The organism is Allobosea sp. 2RAB26 (genome assembly GCF_052115465.1).
Taxonomy (GTDB): Bacteria; Pseudomonadota; Alphaproteobacteria; order Rhizobiales; family Beijerinckiaceae; genus Allobosea.
Genome location: NZ_JBFRGS010000022.1, coordinates 1 through 20282, shown reverse-complemented (window position 1 = coordinate 20282; position 20282 = coordinate 1). Strand labels below are relative to the sequence as shown.

Annotated in this window: 5 protein-coding genes; 4 read left to right on the top strand and 1 reads right to left on the bottom strand. The window is 63.9% G+C overall.

What is annotated here, in order from left to right:
- Both cheB and AB4118_RS29140 read left to right on the top strand, forming a co-directional pair.
- Positions 1 to 1020 carry a chemotaxis response regulator protein-glutamate methylesterase gene (gene cheB, locus AB4118_RS29145; protein ID WP_441493041.1) on the top strand — a complete coding sequence of 340 codons (1020 nt, stop codon included), beginning with the start codon at positions 1 to 3 and terminating at the stop codon, positions 1018 to 1020.
- 70 nt (positions 1021 to 1090) lie between these two features.
- On the top strand, positions 1091 to 2056 hold the full coding sequence (locus tag AB4118_RS29140; RefSeq protein ID WP_441493040.1) for a diguanylate cyclase: 966 nt from the start codon (positions 1091 to 1093) through the stop codon (positions 2054 to 2056).
- A gap of 54 nt (positions 2057 to 2110) precedes the next feature.
- On the opposite strand, the gene ppc is transcribed toward AB4118_RS29140, so the two are convergent.
- The gene (gene ppc / locus AB4118_RS29135; RefSeq protein ID WP_441493039.1) at positions 2111 to 4942 is read right to left on the bottom strand and encodes a phosphoenolpyruvate carboxylase; all 2832 of its coding nucleotides are present in this window, start codon (positions 4940 to 4942) and stop codon (positions 2111 to 2113) included.
- A gap of 594 nt (positions 4943 to 5536) precedes the next feature.
- On the opposite strand from ppc, the gene AB4118_RS29130 reads away from it, so the two are divergent.
- Together AB4118_RS29130 and AB4118_RS29125 are read left to right on the top strand one after the other, a co-directional pair.
- A complete protein-coding gene (locus AB4118_RS29130; protein WP_441493038.1) occupies positions 5537 to 7942 on the top strand; it encodes a multicopper oxidase domain-containing protein in 2406 nt (801 codons plus the stop codon).
- A gap of 815 nt (positions 7943 to 8757) precedes the next feature.
- A partial coding sequence (locus AB4118_RS29125) for a peroxidase family protein (RefSeq protein WP_441493037.1) occupies positions 8758 to 20282 on the top strand: 11525 nt, incomplete at its 3' end.

The following is a 20282-nucleotide window of genomic DNA, read 5'->3' as shown; positions in this document are numbered from 1 at the left end:
ATGAGGATCGGCCTCGTCAATGATCTGCCGATGGCGGTCGAGCTGCTCCGGCGCATCGTTGTTTCGACAACCGAGCATGCGGTCGCCTGGATCGCGGTGAACGGGCTCGAGGCGGTGGAGGCGTGCCGACGCGACAGGCCGGATCTGATCCTGATGGATCTGAACATGCCCGAGATGGATGGCGTCGCGGCCACCCAGCGGATCATGGCAGAGACGCCCTGTCCCATTCTGCTGGTGACCGCGAGCGTCGATGCCAATGTCTCCGGCGTCTATGACGCCATGGGCCATGGCGCATTGGACGCGGTCGACATTCCCTCCGTGGGGGCCGACGGCAATGGCCAGGCTCAATCGGCGGCGCTGCTTGCCAGGATCGCGATGATCGGCCGGCTCTCGCGTGATGTCGCGCCCGTCGTCCGGACGCCGGCGCCGGCCCGCACCGCTGCACCGTCGGCGCAGCAGTTGATCGCGATCGGTGCGTCGGCGGGGGGGCCCGCTGCCGTGGCCACACTCCTGGCCGGACTGCCGCGCGGCTTTCGCGCTGCTCTCATTCTCGTCCAGCATCTCGATGCCCAATTCGTGCCGGGCTTCGCCAGCTGGCTGGGCCAGCACACCGCTCTTTCCGTGCGCCCCGCCATCGAAGGCGACAGGCCCGAACCCGGGACCGTGCTGATCGCGGCAAGTGGCGATCACCTGGTCTTCAAATCGGGCCATGACCTCGGCTATAGGTCCGAACCGCGCGACTACGTCTACCGGCCATCGGTCGATGTGTTCTTCGAGAGTGTTGCGCAATGGTGGCAGGGAGATCTGGTGGGCGTGTTGCTGACCGGCATGGGCAGGGACGGCGCCCGCGGGTTGAAGCTCCTGCGCGACAGGAAATACTTGACCCTGGCACAGGACAGGGCGACGAGCGCCGTTTACGGAATGCCCAAGGCGGCCGCTGCGATCGATGCAGCTTCCGAAATTCTACCACTTGCCGCGATTGCGCCACGCCTTGTCGAGGCGTGCCGTCAGTCGTTCTGAAGAGGTTGTCTTGATGACAGGCGAACCGACCCTCACCATGTCTTCCGTGCCCCCGCCGGCGGACAGTTACATGTCCATGATCCTGCTCGTCGATGACCAGGTCATGGTCTGCGAAGCCGTGCGGCGGGCGCTGGCCAACCAGCCCGATCTCGATTTCCACTACTGCACCGACCCCTTGGCGGCGATCAAGGTGGCCGAACAGGTGAAGCCGACCGTGATCCTGCAGGATCTCGTGATGCCGGGCGTCGACGGGCTGGACTTGGTGCGGCAGTATCGCAAGCACCCCTCGATCCACAATGTTCCCGTCATCGTTCTCTCGACCAAGGAAGATCCCGCGACCAAGAGCGAGGCCTTCCAGGCGGGCGCGAACGACTATCTCGTCAAGCTCCCCGACAAGCTCGAGCTGATCGCGCGGGTGCGCTACCACACCCGCGCCTATCTCGATCATGTCCAGCGCGACGAGGCCTATCGGGCGCTGCGCGAAAGCCAGCGCGAGCTGATGCGGGTCAATCTCGAGCTCGAGCGCCTGACGCGGATCGACGGGCTGACCGGACTGGGTAACCGCCGCTATTTCGACGAGTACCTTGCGGCGGAGTGGAGACGTTGCCTGCGCACGCAGCATCCGCTGTCTGTCCTGATGATCGATGTCGATCACTTCAAGCGCTACAATGACGCCTATGGCCATCTCGCCGGCGATGAGGTGCTGAAGCAGGTCGCCAGCGTGATCCAGGGCGGCTGCACTCGCTCGACCGATCTGGCGGCGCGCTTCGGCGGCGAGGAGTTCGTCGTCATTCTGACGGATGTGCCGCAGGAAGGCGCGAGATATGTGGCGGAACGGCTGGTTCAGGGCGTACGGGATCTGAACATCGCGCACGGCACGGGCCGGGTCACGATCAGTGTGGGCATGGCAACGACGATGCCTCACGAAGGCGGAGAGCCGGCGAAACTGGTCAATGCCGCCGATCTCGCGCTCTTCCGCGCCAAGAACGAGGGGCGCGATCGTTCGGTCTCGTCGGAAATCTCCGCGGTGCCGTAGCGTCGTCGCCCCGGCACTTTCCGGGGCCGACACTGTCGGACTGACGCGCGCTGCTCACCCGGTATTGCGCAGCCCGGCAGCGATGCCGTTGATCGAGATCAGGATGCCGCGGCGGGCCTTCTCGTCGATCTGGCCCGAGCGCCAGCGGCGCAGGAGCTCGACCTGGAGATGGTTGAGCGGGGCGATATAGGGGAAGCGGTGGATGATGGAGAGCGCCAGGGCCGGGTTATCGGCCAGGCGCTGGGTTTCGCCGGTAATGGTCGTGATCGCCTGAACCGTCCGGGTCCATTCTGCCTCGATCTCGGTGAAGATGCGCTGGGCAAGCTCGCGATCCGGGACGAGATCGCAGTAGCGCCGGGCGATGCCGAGATCGGCCTTGGCCAGGACCATGTCCATGTTGGACAGAAGCGTGCGAAAGAACGGCCACTGCGCGCTCATGCGCTGCAGCAGCGCGATGCGCTCGGCCGGCGCGGCGGCGATGAAGCCCTCGACCGCGGAGCCGAAACCGAACCAGCCGGGCAGGGCCAAGCGACTCTGGCCCCATGAGAAACCCCAGGGGATCGCGCGCAAATCCTCGATCGAGCGCGTCGCCTTTCGCGACGCCGGGCGCGAACCGATATTCAGCTCCGCAATCTCGGTGATCGGCGTGGCTGAATAGAAGTAGTCGGTGAAGCCGGCGGTTCCATAGACCAGCGCCCGATAGGCGGCCATGCTGCGCACGGAGAGTTCGGCTGCGGTGTCGAGGAATTCAGGCGCCGCCTCGTTGCGCGGCTGCAGCAGGGTGGCCTCCAGCGTCGCTGCCAGCAGGGTTTCCAGGTTGCGCCGTCCGATCTCCGGGTTGGCATATTTGGCATTGATCACTTCGCCCTGCTCGGTCAGGCGGATCTGCCCCTTCACGGTGCCGGAAGGCTGGGCGAGGATGGCCTGGTAGCTCGGCCCGCCACCACGCCCGACAGTGCCGCCGCGGCCATGGAACAGCCGCAGTGTCAGCCCCGGCTTGGCCTCGTAAAAGCGAACCAGAGCCGTCGACGCGCGATAGAGTTCCCAGTTGGAAGTGAAGTAGCCGCCATCCTTGTTGCTGTCGGAGTAGCCGAGCATGATGTCCTGCTCGCCGCCGGAATTGCGGATCAGCGCCTCGATGCCGGGCTGGTCGTAGAAGCCGCGCATGATCGGCTCGGCCGCGCGCAGATCGCCGATGGTCTCGAACAGCGGTACCACGATCAGCTCGACACGGGCCTGGGTCGCCTCGCCGGGCGCAAGCGTGCCCGCCATCAGGCCGCATTCCTTCTGCAGCAGCACGACCTCCAGCAGATCGCTGACCGTTTCGGTGTGGCTGATGATGTAGTGGCGGATGGCATCGCTGCCGAAATCGGCGCGGACCTGTTTTGCCGCCTCGAAGATCGCAAGCTCTCCCTCGGTCTGCGGGGTGTAGGCGGCGTTGCGCACACGCAGCGGGCGCGGATCGGCCAGCAGGGAGAGCAGCAAGGTGCGCTTGGCGTCCTCGTCGAGCGAGCCATAGCGTGGCTCGATGCGGGCCACGGCCAGGAGCTCGGCCATGACCGCCTCGTGCTTGTCCGAGCTCTGGCGCAAATCGATGCTCGCCAGATGAAAGCCGAAAACCTCCGCCGCGCGCAGCAGGGGCGAGAGCCGCGCTCCCAGGAGCAGGCCGCCATGGTGGGATCGCAGGCTATCGGCAATGATGCGTAGCTCCGCCACGAACTCCGAGGGCGCCGAATAGGGCGCGCTCGGCGCCACCGCATGACGGAGCGCCTCGGTGCCGGTCAGCTTGCGCAGGGTCGCAGCCAGCCGGGCGTAGATGCCGATCAGGGCGCGGCGATAGGGTTCATCGGTGCGGTGGGGATTGTCGTCGCCCGAGCGATCGGCGAGGTCCCGCAGCGCCTGCGTGCAGCCGACCAGCGCGTAGGAAACCGGCAGCTCGGCACCGAGCTCATGAACCTCGGTCAGGTAGTGGCGCAGCGCCGTCTCGGCCTGGAGGCGAACCGCCATCAGCAGGGTTTCGGCGGTGACATTGGGATTGCCGTCGCGATCGCCACCGATCCAGCTTCCCATCCGGAAGAAGCTCGGCACGCGGGCGCCGAGCAGGTCCTCGAGTTCGGCATAGAGGCGCGGGATCTCGTGCAGGAACGTCGCGCGATAATAGCTCAGCACGTTCTCGATTTCGTCGCGCACGGCGAGCTTGGAGTAACGCAGCAGCCGCGTCTGCCAGAGCTGGGCGATGCTAGCCCGCAGCGCCGTCTCGTTGCGGGCGCGTGCGCGCGCGCCGCGCAGAGTCGGCCGGGCGGCGAGCAGCTCGGCAATGGTGCGCTCGGCGTCGAGAATGCTCTTTCGCTGAACCTCTGTCGGATGCGCGGTGAGCACGGGCGACACCAGGCTGCGCGAGAGGGCGCGTTCGATCGCCGGCGCCCTGACCCCGGCCTGCGCGAACAGGTCGAAACTATGCGCCAGGCTGCCATCGGGATGAGCGTCAATCGCCTCGAGATCGGCTTGCCGGCGGAGTTGGTGGCAATCCTCGGCGAGATTGGCGAGATGCGAAAAATAGGTGAAGGCGCGAATGACCGAAACGGTCTCGTTCGGACTCAATCGCGCCAGCAGCGTATCGAGATCGCGACCGGCCTCGACATCGGCCTTGCGCTGGAAGGTGACCGAGAGTCGCCTGATCGCCTCGATCAGCTCGAAGGTCTGCTCGCCCTCCTGCTGCCGGACGGTGTCGCCGAGGATCTGTCCGAGCAGCCGGATATCCTCGAACAGGGGCTGGGCGTCGGCGGGGCCGGCGATTGGATTTGGCCGCGGATCGATGGCGGTGACAGGCACGGGCGCCTCGCGAGGAAAAGGGCCGACAGGTGGCGTTCGCGGCCATGGCAGCATGACTCATGCTGCCTTGCCAAGCTTTCATTGTGCAGTGCACCCGGGCTCATCGAGCCCAAAGGCGGTGATCGCGCGGCGGCGTTGCGCCGTTCGCGGATTCGTCCGGGTCCGCTGCCTGAAACTTAGGCAGCCGCACCTGCCGCCCGCATGGGTCTCGCACTGTCGGTGGCGGTCACGGGATAGCGTCGAAGGTCATGAATACTCTGCGCATTGCAGAAGTACCGTAGGGGCGGGTCGATGTTGGCTTGCATGTAATCTATTGCTTGATTGCTTCGCCAGTGATGTGCGTATATTTGCGTATAAATTTTAACATATGTATGTTTACATGTAATTTATAGGTAATTTGTGGTGGTAATTACCGAGGCGAAATTCCCGCTCTCGACCGTTGTGATTGAGTGACAGTTCGGGTTGGTTCATTTTGATCGATAGGCGTATCTCAGTGAATTGATGTGATGCGACGCAATAAGGCGCCAAGGACTAGGGACTTTGGTTGCATACTTGGTCAGACCTTTTCCGCTTACTGAACCGCGTCTGGCCGAACTAAAGGTTAGCGTCGAGGCGCGCCTTGGTTCAGTCCGGAAAAGGGGAAGAGGTATGTATCTCTCGCGCGAGACCACTGGCATCCGGTTGAAGGAAGCTGAGAGGGCTCTGGAGAACCGGCTCGATATCGTGAAGGCCCTTTCGGTGGGGCAGATCACCAAACGTGACCTGTTGCGGTGGGGATACTTTACCGCCGGCGGGTTGTTGGTCGCGAAAAATGGGCTCAGCCCCTTCGCCAAGAGCGCATATGCCCAGGTGCCGACCGGTGCCCCGCGCAGCCCGAACTTCGGCGCTGTCAAATTCCATGACCCGATGCCGCGGCCAGACGTCCAGAAGCCGGTTCCGCTTCAGCGCCTGTCGAATGGCGATGCGGCCTGGCAGTTTGCTGGGGGAGGCCAGGAACTGCCGGCGAAGAACTTTTCCTACCATACCGATTTCAGCAACTCCGGCGGTGCGGCCTATCGCAACCCGGTCACCTGGGTTGGACCGATGGAAGGGCGCCCGCCCGGCGAGTTCTTCGCGCATCAGCGCTGGGAGGAACTCTATCCGAAAAAGGGCTACCTATTGTCCCTCGGGCAGATTGGCACGGGCAGCCGCTATTGCGGGGAAATGCCCGAGCAGGACGCGACTGCGATGTGGACCTTCGGTCCGCGCCAGCCCGGACAGGCGGGGAGCAAGGATGGCCTGCGCACGGGCCTCGGCCGTCCGATCCTAATCAAGGCACGTTATGGCGAACCGGTTCTGAGCCGGATCTACAATGATCTCCCGGTCGACCGGACCAAGAACGGCGGCTTCGGACGGAACGAGATCTCGATCCATTTCCACAACGCCCATAACGGCGCCGAAAGCGATGGTGCCTGCAACGCCTATCATTTCCCCGGAACCTTCTATGATTATCACTGGGGCATGGCGATGGCCCGGCGCGACATGCCGAGCCTGTGGCCGACGGGCGATCGCGACTATTCGCGCAAATGCTCGGGGCCCGACGATGACGAAGGCTATGTCCCGGTCGCCGGCGACTACCGGGAGATCCAGGGCAGCCTCTGGTTCCACGATCACCGCTTCTTCTTCACCGCCGAGAATGTGCACAAGGGCATCTTCGCGCTCTGCAACATCTATAGCGGGCCCGACAGGGGACGCGAGGATCTCAATGACGGCATCAACCTGCGGCTGCCGAGCGGCTCGCAGCTGAAATGGGGTAATCTCGATTTCGACGTGAATCTCGCGATCTCGAATCCCGCCTTCGATGCCAGGGGCCAGTGCCGCTTCGATATCTTCGATACCGATGGTTTCCTCGGCGACATGCTCTGCGTCAACGGTGCCTATTATCCTTATTTCGAGGTGCTGCCGCGACGCTACCGCTTCCGCATCCTCAACGCCGCCATGGCCCGCTTCGTCAAGCTTGCGCTTGCGGTCAACAAGAGCAGGCGCTTTTCGCAGGGCACGAAGGTGCCCTTCTATTTCATCGCCAATGACGGCAACCTGGTGGTCAATCCGATTCTGCTGACCGAGACCGACGAGATGGGCGTGGCAGAGCGCTACGATATCGTCGTCGATTTCTCCGCCTTTGCGCCGGGCGACAGCGTCTACATCATGAACCTGCTGGAACAGACCGACGGGCGAAAGCCCAAGGGCGCCGTCTCGATCGAGAAGGCGTTCAAGGGACGGGACGATGACCCGTGCGTCGGCCCCATCCTTGAGTTCAGGGTCGTGAGCCAGGTCCAGAGCGTCGACAATCCCGGCAAGGTCTACAATGCCAGCAACCCGCTCGATGCCGATCGCAGTGCCAATTTCGCCGATCCCGACTGGAAATCAGGGGTCAAGACGCTGACCACGCAGATCCCGATCGTAGCCCCGGTGCGTGAGCGGGTGATCGAGTTCGGCAGGTCGGGAGAGGGGGATTCACGCGCTACGGCGGACGGGCAGTGCATACCCGAATGCGGAGACATCAAGTCCTTCCCCTGGACGATCAAGATCAACGGCGAGAAGGCGCATTCGCTCAACGCCAATCGCATCTCCCTGCTGATGCCCAAGCCGGGCGAGGTGGAGCATTGGACCCTGATCAATGGCGGGGGTGGCTGGGACCATCCCATCCACCTCCACTTCGAGGAGGGCGTCACCATGGACCGGGGCAGCGCGCCCATTCCCGCAACGGAGCGGCTCGTCCGCAAGGATGTCTGGCGCTTGCGGCCGTCCGGGAGGGTGAGGTTCCAGGTGCGGTTCGGGGAGTTCGGTGGCGCCTATGTCAGCCATTGCCACAACACCACCCATGAGGATTTCGCGATGCTGCTGCGCTACCAGCTCCAGACGCCGCCCCCCGGCGACCCGGACTACAAGGGGCAACCACAGTACCAGGTGACGATGACGCCGATCCCGACACCGAACGGTGTCGTCTGGAAACAACCCGAGGTTCTGCCCGAGGGCGACCCGAACAAACTCAGGGTCGCAACGCGCAGCTGACGCTGTGGTGCAGCTTTCGACGCCGGGCAGGCTCAGCTCTGCCCGGCGTCTGCGTGAGGGGCAGGCGGCGTTGGCCTGATCCGGAATGGCCGATTCGCGACCGCACAGCCGGGCTCGCGGCCTTGCCAGGCGTGGCCGGCGCGACGGCTCATAGCTCCTGGGCCGTTCACGCACCCTGCTCGCTCCATACCGATCAGCACCAAGCTCGCCCTGGAGCCGTGGCACGGGAGCGCAAATCCCGAAAACCCCTGCTATCCCGACCATTCCTTGTGCGGGGGGCGCGGCATGCGCGGCGGCGCCTACCCCCATCCCGCGCACGAACGAGGCTATGGGTTAGCCATCGCTGGCGACTCGCCCCGCAAGCCCTTCATCCCAGTCTGCAATCACCGCTGACCACCTCGCAGCTGTTGGATGAGGGGGCATGGACCCCCTCTATAGGCAGGCGGCGAGGGCAAGAGGCCGCGTCCCGGAATGGCTTCGGGGGAACCGGTCCGGCAGGTCGGCATCGCCGAGGCAGCAGGAGCTAGGGACCTTGGTCGGTAGTGTAGGGAATTAGGTCTGGAAGAACGACCAGACCAAACTCCGTCGCGCGCCCCAGACGCTGGTCGGGAAATAACGTCCGACATAGTCCTCTAACGACCAGTAGTGCCGACAGGCATCATGCTGTCACTGCGATAGGCCCATGACGGGCTGAAGCGCTGTCCGATCAAGTTCTGGCAAACGATGCAACCAGCGTCGTGCCTCTTTGGCGCGAGCGGCGGAGCATTGTCCCAGGCAAGGCCAACACGGGGTCCTGGACACCCCAGGAGGGCATCATGGTACAGTACATTCGCTCCGATCTTGAATTCATCCTCGAGCAGATCAGGATTGCGGAGCGGAATGCTCAGGGCGAGAGCCTTACTGACATCCTGCCCAGCGTCCAGGTGCCCTTCGGTCTGCGGACCGTCGATGGTACATTCAACAACCTGGCCCACCCGGAATTCGGGGCCGCGGACCTGGCGTTTGCGCGCCTGACTGACCCGTCCTTCCAGGCGGCCGAGGCCGGAACCAATTATGGTGTTCCAGGCGGGGTCGTGGACTCCGAGCCGCGCACGATCAGCAACCTGATCGTCGACCAGACCAACAACAATCCGGCGGCCGTCGCGGCTGCTGCGCAGAACCCCGGATCAGGCACCGTCACCAGCCCCGGGCTGGACGGGATTTTCGGCACCGCGGATGACAAGCCAGTCAACTTCATCCCGAACATCACCCCGGATGTCGGCCTCTCCGCTCCGTTCAACGCCTGGATGACGTTCTTCGGCCAGTTCTTCGACCACGGCCTCGACCTGGTCACCAAATCCACGAGTCAGACCGAAGTCGTCTTCATTCCGCTGAACGCGGACGACCCATTGTTCACCCCGGGCGGGCTGAACTTCATGGTCCTGAGCCGCGCTGCAGGTGGCCAGGCTGCGACCAACACGACCTCGCCTTTCGTCGACCAGAGCCAGACCTACGCCTCGAACCCCTCGCACCAGGTGTTCCTGCGTGCCTATGAGTTGAATGCCAGTGGCGATCCGGTGGCGACCGGCGAGCTGATCACCAACCGCAATCTCGGTGCCGACGGCAAATTCGGCACCGCCGATGATGTCGAGATCGGTGGGATGGCGACCTGGGCCGTGGTCAAGGCCCAGGCGCGCGACGTTCTCGGCATCAATCTCACCGATGCCGATGTCGGCAATGTGCCGGTGCTGGCCGTCGACGCCTATGGCAATTTCATCAAGGGCCCCGGCGGGATGCCGCTGGTCATGATGACCGACGGCAGCTTCACCGAGGGCAATCTGGCAGCGCCGATCAGCCTGGCTGGCGCTGCCCGCACCGGCCATGCCTTCCTGAACGACATCGCGCATGCAGCTGACCCGACCGGCGGCAAGGTGGCGGATGGCGACAGCGGCATCGGCGTAGCGACGTTCACTGATAACTTCGAGTCGGTCGACCTGAGCAATGGTGCGCCTGGCGTCAATGTTGACCCTCTTGGCAACTACAGGTTTGGCAATCCCCCCGGCTGGCAGGTTTCGGGTTTCGGTGGGGTCTATGATCCCATCCCATCCATTTCTCCAGATGCCGGGCACGGCGGCGGCAAGGTCGTGTTCCTGGACAACGGGGCGGTGTTGAGCCGTGATACCGGGATCGACCTGCAAGCTGGCCGGACCTATTCCCTGACGTTCAATGTTGGTGATCGTACCGACCAGGGGTTCGGCGGTGGCACCGTGCGACTCATCGCCGTGGACGATCTGGGGAATACGACAGTGCTATCGACGGCGTCCCTCCCGACGCCTTTGGACGGCGCATGGGCGCCGGTGACCTTGAGCTCCGGCGCCGTCCCAGGCGGTGCCAACGGACAGCACCTGCGCATTGAAGTCATCCACACCGGGAGCGGCCAAGTCCTCGTCGATGACGTCACGCTGACCTCAAACGTTTCGCAATACGACAATGAGCTCCTCGACGCGCATTACATTGCCGGCGACGGCCGCGTGAACGAGAATATCGGCCTCACCGCCGTCCACGCCGTGTTCCATTCCGAGCATAACCGCCTGGTCCAGCAGACCAAGGACGTGGCGCTGGCGACCGGCGATCTCGCCTTCCTCAACCAGTGGCTCGATACGCCGGCCACGACCTTCCCGGTGACTCAAGCCCAGATCGATGCGCTCGACTGGAACGGCGAACGCCTGTTCCAGTCCGCCAAGTTCGGCACGGAGATGCAGTATCAGCATCTGGTGTTCGAGGAGTTCGCCCGCACGGTCCAGCCGCAGGTCGACGAATTCCTGGCGCCTAACGGCTACGACACCACGATCAACCCAGCCATCCTCGCGGAGTTCGCACACACGGTCTATCGCTTCGGTCACTCGATGCTGACCGAGACGGTCGATCGCTTCGACCCGAACTTCAACACCGTCGGGGGCGACCCGCAGCTCGGCCTGATTGCAGCCTTCCTCAATCCGCTCGCCTATGCCGCAAGCGGCCTGACGCCCGAGCAGGCGACGGGTGCGATCGTGCGCGGCGTGACCCGCCAGGTCGGCAACGAGATCGACGAATTCGTCACCGAGGCCCTTCGCAACAACCTGCTCGGCCTGCCGCTCGACCTGCCGGCGCTGAACATTGCACGCGGCCGTGACACTGGCATTCCCTCGCTCAACAACGCGCGGTCCGAATTCTTCGCGATGACCGGCGACAGCCAGCTCAAGCCCTATATCAGCTGGACCGACTTTGCCGGGCATCTCAAGCATGCGGAATCCTTGATCAATTTCATCGCGGCCTACGGCACGCATCTGTCGATCACCGGCGCGACCACGATGGCCGACAAGCGCGCGGCTGCGACGCTGATCGTCCTGGGCGGAGCCGGAGCGCCCGCAGACCGCCTCGACTTCCTGAACGCCACCGGTGCGTATGCCGGCGGCTCGCTTGGCGGTCTCAACGATGTCGATTTCTGGATCGGCGGCCTTGCGGAAGAGAAGATGCCGTTTGGCGGCATGCTTGGCTCGTCCTTCAACTTCGTCTTCGAGACCCAGCTTGAATCGCTGCAGAACGGCGACCGCTTCTACTACCTGTCGCGCACGGCCGGCATGAATTTCGGCACCGAGCTCGAGAACAACTCCTTCGCCAAGCTGGTGATGCTGAACAGCGACGCGACGCATCTGCCGAACGCGATCTTCACCACGCCGACCTTCACGCTCGAAGTCGATCCGACCAAGCAGCATACCGGGCTCGGCCCGGATGGCCGTGCCGATCCGACCGGCGGCATCGAGATCAACGGCGTCGAGGTCGTTGCCCTCGTCGTTCGCGACAATCCGGCGACCGCCGGCGCGGACACGAACTACCTCCAGTACAACGGTGAGGACCATGTCGTCCTCGGCGGCACCACAGGCAATGACGTCATCATCTCCGGCGACGGCGACGACACGCTCTATGGCGATGGCGGCAATGACTACCTGCAGGGCGGCTACGGCAACGACACTATCCTGGGTGGCGCTGGCGATGACATCATCCAGGACCTGGGTGGCGACGACCGGCTCGAGGGCGGTGATGGCAACGACGTCATCCACGCCGGCAACATGATGGTCGGCGGCGTCGGGAACCTGATCCTGGGCGGCGCCGGCAAGGACTACATCGTCACGATGGAGGACATCTCGACCACATTCGGTGGCCGCGGCGACGACTTCATCTACAGCTCCAAGACCAGCCTGCCGCCGACCGGCAACGAGGGCGACGACTGGATCGAGAAGGGCACGCAGGATGGCGCGCCTGGCGATAATTTCGCGCCTCTTCTGGCCGACAACGTCATCGGCAACGACATCTTCATCGGTGGCGGCGGCTTCGACGAGTTCATCGGCGAGGGCGGCGACGACATCTTCGTCGGCAGCGATGCCCAGGACAAGATGGACGGCATGTCCGGCTTCGACTGGGTCACCTACAAGAACGACAATCAGGGCGTCACGGTCGACCTGACGCTCGCCGCGCTGGCCCAGCCCCATGGCGAGACGCCTGCCTCAAACACCGGCATCGTCCAGCCCGTGGCCGCCTCCCCGGCATCGATCCTCGACCGCTTCGCCGAGGTCGAGGGCCTGTCCGGCTCGCGCTTTGCCGACATCCTGCGCGGCGACAATGTCGACGCGGTCACGATCCTCAATCATGGCGGCGCCACGGGCGGCGCCTTGACCAATGTCGGCCTGATCACTGGGCTGGAGGCGCTCCTTAACCAGGCGGGCCTCTCGACCACGGGTTTTGCCACCGGCAACATCATGCTCGGCGGCGCCGGCAGCGACCTGCTCGAGGGCCGCGGCGGCGACGATCTGATCGATGGCGACCGCTGGCTGAACGTGCGCATCAGCGTGCGGGCCAATGCCGATGGAAGCGGTGGGGAGATTGCGACCTTCGACAGCATGGTCGCGCCACAACTGCTGCAGAACATGCTGAACGGGGTCTGGAACCCTGGTCAGCTGGTGGCGGTGCGCGAACTCAAGGATGACGATAACGCCTTCGACACGGCAATCTTCTCCGGTGCCAGGGCCGACTACACGGTCACCACGAACGCCAATGGCATCACCACCGTCACCGACAATGTCGGCACGGACGGCACCGATACTCTCGTCAATGTCGAGCGACTGCAATTTGCGGATCAGAGCGTGACGCTTCCAAATGGCGTCGGCCTCAACCTCAACCCGAGCGGCACACTTGCCATTCTCGATGCGACAAACGCGCCTGACAATACGCCGACCTCAGGTCAGCTTCTGCACGTCTCAATCGCCGGCGTGACCGACGGCAATACAAGCGCCGCTGCCCCCAATGGCATCCTGCCCGGCTCGATCTCCTATCTCTGGCAGTTCGAGGCGGATCCCGGTTCCGGTATCTTCGAGGACATCATCCTGCTTCCGCTCGGGGATCTCGCCTTCCAGAGCGCCGACGGTACGACCTTCAAGGTCACGCCCGATCTCGTCGGCTCGTCCTTGCGCGTGAAGGCGATCTTCACCGACGGCCACGGCGTCACCGAAACAGTGTTCTCGGCGCCTACCGTGGCAGTCGCGGCGGGGGCGCCGCTTCCCCCGCCGGTCGCGCCGACCCCGGTTGTCGATGCGACAGCAGGTGGCGAGGGCATCATGCTGGTGCGCTCGGACCTCAACTTCATCCTCGACCAGATCAAGATCGCAGAATTGAATGCGGCCGGTACGCCGCTGACCTCGCTGCTGCCGAATGTGCGCGTGCCGCTTGGCCTGCGCACGGTCGATGGATCCGGAAACAACCTGCTCAATCAGCAGCAGAGCGACACGTTCGGCGCTGCCGACAACGTCTTCCCGCGCGTCACGACGCCTGTGTTCAATAGTGCACAGGGGGGCACCACTTATCAGCAGACGAACGGGCTGGTGATCGACTCGCAACCGCGCACGATCAGCAACCTGATCGTCGACCAGACCATGAACAACCCTGCTGCGATCGCGGCGGCGCTGCGCAATGCCGGATCGGAGAATATCGCGGCGGATTCCGCAGCGGTCACGGCTGCCTTCCAGGCACTCACCCTGGCGAAGGCCGGCGGCGATCCAGTGGCGATTGCAGCAGCGCAAACCAACTTCAACGGAGTTGCCGAGGGCCTCGGCCTGACCGTTGTGACCAGCCCCGGTCTCGACGGCCAGTTCGGAACGGCGGACGACAAGCAGGTCTTCGAAATCCCGAACATTGCGCCGGATGCCGGCCTGTCCGCGCCCTTCAACGCCTGGATGACCTTCTTCGGCCAGTTCTTCGATCATGGTCTCGATCTCGTGACCAAGGGCGGCTCCGGGACGGTCTTCATCCCACTTCAGCCGGATGATCCGCTCTTTGTTCCGGGTAGCCCGACCAACTTCATGGTCCTGACCCGCGCCACCAATCAGCCAGGTCCGGACGGGATCCTCGGCAATGCCGACGACATCCACGAGCACACGAACACGACCTCGCCCTTCGTCGACCAGAACCAGACCTATTCCTCGCATCCCTCGCACCAGGTCTTCCTGCGCGGCTATCAGCTCAACGCTGCCGGCGATCCGGTTGCGACGGGCCAGCTGATCACCAATCGCGATCTGGGCACCGATGGGAAGTTTGGAACGACCGACGACACCGAAATCGGTGGCATGGCGACCTGGAAGGTGGTCAAGGCCCAGGCGCGCGACATCCTCGGCATCAATCTCACCGACGCCGATATCGACAGCGGTCCGCTGCTGGCGACCGACGCCTACGGCAATTTCATCAAGGGGCCGAATGGCTTCCCGCAGGTTGTTATGCGGGTCAACAATGGGCCGGACGGCATTGCGGGCAACGCCGATGACGTCACCACGCTTGTCGAAGGCAATCCGGCAGCTCCGATCAGCCTCGCGAACGCGGTGCGCACCGGCCATGCTTTCCTCAACGACATCGCGCACAACGCCGTACCGGTGTTCAACGCCGGTGTCCTTGCGCCCGACGCCGATACGGATACCGGAAATGCCGTCCCCGTCGGTCCGGGAGGCAACAACCTCTCCTATGACAACGAGCTTCTCGACGCGCATTACATCGCCGGCGACGGCCGCGTGAACGAGAATATCGGCCTCACCGCCGTCCACGCGATCTTCCACTCCGAGCATAACCGGCTGGTCGAGCAGACCAAGAACACGGTGCTGACCTCAGGCGACCTGACCTTCCTCAAGGAATGGCTGATTTCCGGCACCGAGCCGGCGACCTTCCCGGCGACACCCGCAGAGATCGCGGCCCTGCAGTGGAATGGCGAGCGCCTGTTCCAGACCGCGAAATTCGGCACCGAGATGCAGTATCAGCATCTGGTCTTCGAGGAGTTCGCGAGGACGATCCAGCCGAACGTCGATCTCTTCTTCGCACCGACCCAGGTCTATGACGTCGACCTGGATCCCTCGATCGTCGCGGAGTTCGCGCACACGGTCTATCGTTTCGGCCACTCGATGCTGACCGAGACGGTCGACCGCTTCACTGCGGATTTCGACGTCGTCTCGTCCGATCCCAGCAATCCCGACCAGCAGATGGGCCTGATCGCTGCCTTCCTGAACCCGCTCGCCTTCGCTGCCAGCGGCGCCAATCCGGAAGACGCAGTCAGCGCGATCGTCCGCGGCGTGACCCGCCAGGCCGGCAACGAAATCGACGAATTCGTCACCGAGGCGCTGCGCAACAACCTGCTCGGCCTGCCGCTCGACCTTCCCGCGATCAACCTCGCGCGCGGCCGGGACGTCGGTATTCCCTCGCTGAACGAAGTCCGTCGGCAAATCTATACGTCGACCGGCGAAGTCCAGCTCAAGCCATACACCAGCTGGGCGGATCTCGTTCAGAGCCTGAAGCACCCGGATTCGCTGATCAACTTCATCGCCGCCTACGGCACGCATTCGTCGATCACGGGCGCGGCCACACTTGTGGACAAGCGTGCGGCCGCCATGTCGCTGGTACTCGGTGGAGCCGGCGCACCTGCCGACCGTCTCGACTTCCTGAACGGTACGGGGGCCTGGGCCAGCGGCGCCAATGGTGTCACCATCACCGGCGTCGATGCCATCGATCTCTGGATCGGCGGTCTCGCCGAGGAGAAGATGCCCTTCGGCGGCATGCTGGGCTCGACCTTCAACTTCATCTTCGAGAACCAGCTCGAAAAGCTGCAGGATGGCGACCGCTTCTACTATCTCGAGCGCACGTCCGGCCTGAGCTTCAATGCGGAGCTCGAGAGCAACTCCTTCGCCAAGCTGATCATGGCGAATTCGTCGGCGACCCATCTCCCCGGCGTGGTCTTCACGACACCCGGTTTCACGCTCGAGGTCGATCCGACCAAGCAGCACACCGGGCTCGGCGCGACCGGCAACGACGACCCCACAAACGGCGATCCGTTGCTTCCGCTCGTCATTCGCGACAACCCGAATACGGCCGGGCCCGACAGCAACTATCTGCAGTATACCGGTGACGAGCATGTCGTTCTCGGCGGTACCGCCGGCAATGACATCCTGATTGCGAGCGAAGGCGACGATACCGTCTGGGGCGATGGCGGCAACGACCGCATCGAGGGCGGCGACGGCAACGACCAACTGCGTGGCGGCGCCGGCGACGACATCATCACGGACACCGGTGGTGACGACAATATCCAGGGTGGCGACGGCAACGACGTTCTCCATGGCGGCAACGGCGTCAACCTGATCATTGGCGGTTTCGGCAGCGATTTCATCGTCACCGGCGAGGACGCATCGGAGGCGATCGGCGGCCAGGGGAACGACTTCATCCTCGGCAGCAAGGCCAATGAACAGGATATGGGCAACGAGGGCGACGACTGGATCGAGAAGGGCACCTCCGACGGCGCACCTGGCGACAATTTCGATCCGCTCGGCAACGACCCGGTCATCGGCAATGACGTCTTCATCGGCGATGGCGAGAACGACAAGTTCAACGGCGAAGGCGGCGACGACATCATGGCCGGCAAGACCGGCTTCGGTGACCGCTATATCGGCGGCTCCGGCTATGACTGGGCGACCTACAAGCCCAACACCACCGGCGTCTATATCGACATCTCCGATCGCTTCTTCGATCAACCGCCGGTTCCCGGTGGGTCGACCTCGCTCAGCCGCTTCGACTTCGTCGAAGGCATTTCCGGCTCGGATTTCGGCGATGTTCTCAACGGCGATGACTCCGATGCCACCACCCTGCCAACGGCGGGTGCGACCGGCAGCGTGATGACCAATCTCGACCTGATCACCGGCTTGCGGGCCCTGCTTCCGCTCGCCCCCGGCGCTACTTTCTTCGATGGTGGCAACATCATCCTCGGCGGCAAGGGCAGCGACATCATCCAGGGGCGCGGCGGCGACGACGTCATCGACGGTGACCGCTACTTGAACGTCCGCATCAGCGTACGGCAGAATCTGGACGGATCCGGTCCTGAGATCGCCTCGTTCGACAGCATGGAGCCGATGGTCCCGTTCATGCTGAACGGTACCTACAATCCCAGCCAGCTCAGGATCGTTCGCGAGATCCTGACCTCGGATACCACCGATTTCGATACGGCCAAATTCTCCGGCCCGCGAGGTAACTACACGATCACGATCAATGCCGACGGCTCCGTGACGGTCACGGACACTGTCGGGACGGATGGGACGGATACGCTCCGGAACATCGAGCGGCTGCAGTTTACCGATCAGTCTCTCGTGCGTAGCGGTGCGGTTTTTGTCGATCAGTCGCTCGTGGTCGTCGCTGGAAACAACGCTCCCGTGGGGCGGCCGGTCATCGTTGATAGCACAACCACCAACATCGGCATTCAGGTCGGTGATGTCCTGAAAGCGAACCTGGACACTCTGTTCGACGCCGACAACATCAGCGTCAGCAATCCCCTAGGCCATATTCCAGTTCCGGTTTCCTACTTCTGGCAGGTCGATGACGGCACCGGTTTCGCCGATATCGAAACCTTCGGCGCCGGCGAGGTGGAGCGCGCGCATGGCCCGAGCTTCACGGTCACCGATGGCGAGAACGGACTGCCGATCAGGCTGCGGGTGGTCTATCAGGACGCCCATGGCGTGCTCGAGGAGGTGTTCTCCGCCCCGACAGCGACCGTCGGCACCAATATCCCGCCGCTGCCGGCAACCACCATCGTCGGCACGCGTGCCAACGATGTCCTCGTGGGAACGGCGGGAGACGATACGATCACGGGCGACCGTGGCGACGACACCATCACCGGCCTTGGCGGCAATGACACGATCGATGCAGGCCGCGGGGCCGATACGGTCGATGGCGGCGACGGCGACGACACCATTCTTGGCGATCGCGACAACGACATCCTCAATGGCGGGGCCGGGAACGACACGATTGATGGCGGCCGTGGTGACGACACCATCAACGGCGGCCCGGGCAATGACACGATCCTTGGCGATCGCGGCGATGATCTGATCATCGTCGGGTCCACCGAAGGGCGTGACATCATCGACGGCGGCCGTGACACCGACACCGTTCGGATCGTGGGCGACGCGAGCCAAGAGGCTTTCCGGATCTACGCCCGGGCCGATGCAATCGCTGCCGGCATTGCTGTCACGGCGGCAGCCACCGAGATCGTCATCACACGCGGTGCCGCGGTCGTCGCGGAATTGGCGAATATCGAGGAGATCCAGATCACCGGTGGCGGTGGCGGCGATACTTTCCAGGTCATCGGCAATTTCGCGGCGACCACATTGTTCACCAACACCATCACGATCGATGGTTCGACGGGCGACGACACCGTCAATATCTCGGCGCTAACCTCGGCACATCGCATCGTCTTCAAGTCGATCGGCGGTCACGACACGATCATCGGGACCTTGCGGCCTCAGGATGTCATCGAGCTGGCGCCCGGTTCGACGCTCGCCAACTACACGAGCACGAACAACGGCAACGGCACGACGACCCTGACGAATGGCGGCCATACCATCACCTTCGCAACGCTGGCGGGCGGCGCGTCGCCGACCTTCGCGAATTCCGGCAGTAGCGGTGGCAACGGCGGCGGCAACGGCGGCGGCGATGGTGGCGGAAATGGCGGCGGAGATGGTGGAGGCGACGGCGTCACCGGCGCGTTCGAACTCACCGCCGGCGACCTTTCCGGGCTGAAGCACCTGGTCAACGGCCAGGAAGTCCCCGGCGATGACGACACGGTGCCCGGCGTCCGCGATCTCAGCGGCCACGGCAACAATCTCGCCCATCCCGATTACGGCGCGGCGGACGAGCACTTCATCCGGCTGACAGAAGCCCGCTATGGCGAATACGACGCGGCGACCGGCAACAACAAGATCAACCCGATCTTCGAAGGGCTCGATCCACGCAACATCAGCAATATCCTCGGAGTGCAGGAAGCAGACCTGCCGAAGAACAGCAACGACGCCAATATATTCTTCATGGCCTTCGGCCAGTATTTCGACCACGGCCTCGACTTCCTGCCGAAGGGTGGCAACGGCACGGTTCAGATCGGGGCTCCCGGGAGCGGCGCGCCCGGATCAGGCAACCCGGCCGATCTCACCCGGGGCACGGTCGACGAAATCGTCGACGGCGTTCCCCAGCATATCAACCGCACTTCGCCCTTCGCGGACCAGAACCAGGCCTATGGCTCGAACGGGCTCGTCGGCCAGTTCCTCCGCGAAGGCGACGGCGATGGCGGTCTCGGCTCCATGCTGCTGGCGGGAGGGCCGGATCCGTCTGACCCGAACTTCCGGTTGCTGCCGACGCTGCGCGAGCTGATCCTCGAGCATTGGGAGAACAACACCGTCTTCACCGGCCTGCCCGGCGGCCCGGTCGCCTTCCAGACCTATTTCGCCGGGCTGGTCAACGGCGGCGTGATCAACACCACGATGGCAGCGAGCATGGCGTCCAACTTCATGGGCACCGGACATGCGCTGCTSCTCGATGCCAATCCGTTCATCAGCGTGCTCGACCACTACATCGCTGGTGACGGCCGGGCGAACGAGAACTTCTCCCTGACCGCGATGCACACGATCTGGGCGCGCAATCACAACTTCCACGTCCAGAATCTGGTGGAGGCCGGCTTCCAGGGTACGCAGGAGGAACTCTTCCAGGCGGCCAAGATCATCAACGAGTCCGAGTACCAGCGCGTCGTCTTCGACGAGTTCGCCGATCATCTCATCGGCGGCATCAAGGGCGATGGCAGCCACGGCCACGGCGACTACAATCCGGATGCGACAGCCGCCATCTCGCATGAGTTCGCGGCGGCCGTGTACCGGGTCGGTCACTCCCTGATCGGCCAGACCATGACCGTGCTCGATGCCGACGGTCAGCCGAAGCAGGTGGCGCTGTTCGACGCCTTCCTGAATCCGACGAACGACGCCGGCGC

Bases quoted from the DNA above. Each gene is read 5' to 3' on its own strand.
- cheB (WP_441493041.1), top strand. From the start codon at position 1: ATGAGGATCGGCCTCGTCAATGATCTGCCGATGGCGGTCGAGCTGCTC.
- AB4118_RS29140 (WP_441493040.1), top strand. From the start codon at position 1,091: ATGTCCATGATCCTGCTCGTCGATGACCAGGTCATGGTCTGCGAAGCC.
- ppc (WP_441493039.1), bottom strand. From the start codon at position 4,942: ATGCTGCCATGGCCGCGAACGCCACCTGTCGGCCCTTTTCCTCGCGAG.
- AB4118_RS29130 (WP_441493038.1), top strand. From the start codon at position 5,537: ATGTATCTCTCGCGCGAGACCACTGGCATCCGGTTGAAGGAAGCTGAG.